Annotated in this window: 1 protein-coding gene; it reads right to left on the bottom strand. The window is 45.3% G+C overall.

The window, feature by feature from the left end:
* Window positions 1-461, bottom strand: a 461-nt coding sequence (dcm, locus tag CW751_RS15200; protein WP_119782976.1) for a DNA (cytosine-5-)-methyltransferase, incomplete at both ends; no start/stop codon positions are given.

Here is a 461-nt window from a genome sequence, read left to right as displayed (position 1 = left end):
GAAAGCGTACGGGCAATGCTTTCTTTATTTTCAGGATTAACGAGGCCAAAACCGAATCCGTTACCCTTAGCTGCGTGCTTTTTGGCGTAGTTATAGAGATACTCCCAGAGTTTCGGCGTCAGTATATATTTGCTGTCAACCACGGGTTCCAGCAGTTCGCCAAATGACGGACGCTGTTCCGGATAAAAACGACTAATATCGCGCAGGGTAAAGAAATGGTGAATGTTCAGATCACGGCAGAAACCGACCAAAACGATACGTTCTCGGTGCTGAGGTAAAAAGTGCTTTCCGTCGATAACTTTAGGATCGTTTTTGCCCATCTCAGCTGCATCCGCAACTTCATAGCCCAGTTCGTCGAGGGTATCCATGATGACTTTAAAGGTTTTACCCTTGTCATGGCTCTTCAGGTTTTTAACGTTTTCAAGAACAAAGATGGCAGGTTTTTTTGCGCGGATAATACG

Origin of the sequence: Brumimicrobium salinarum (assembly GCF_002844555.1) — a bacterium.
Classification (GTDB): domain Bacteria; phylum Bacteroidota; class Bacteroidia; order Flavobacteriales_D; family Crocinitomicaceae; genus Brumimicrobium; species Brumimicrobium salinarum.
Note: the sequence above shows the minus strand (reverse complement) of the source record. Positions and strands in the feature narration are given on the sequence as shown.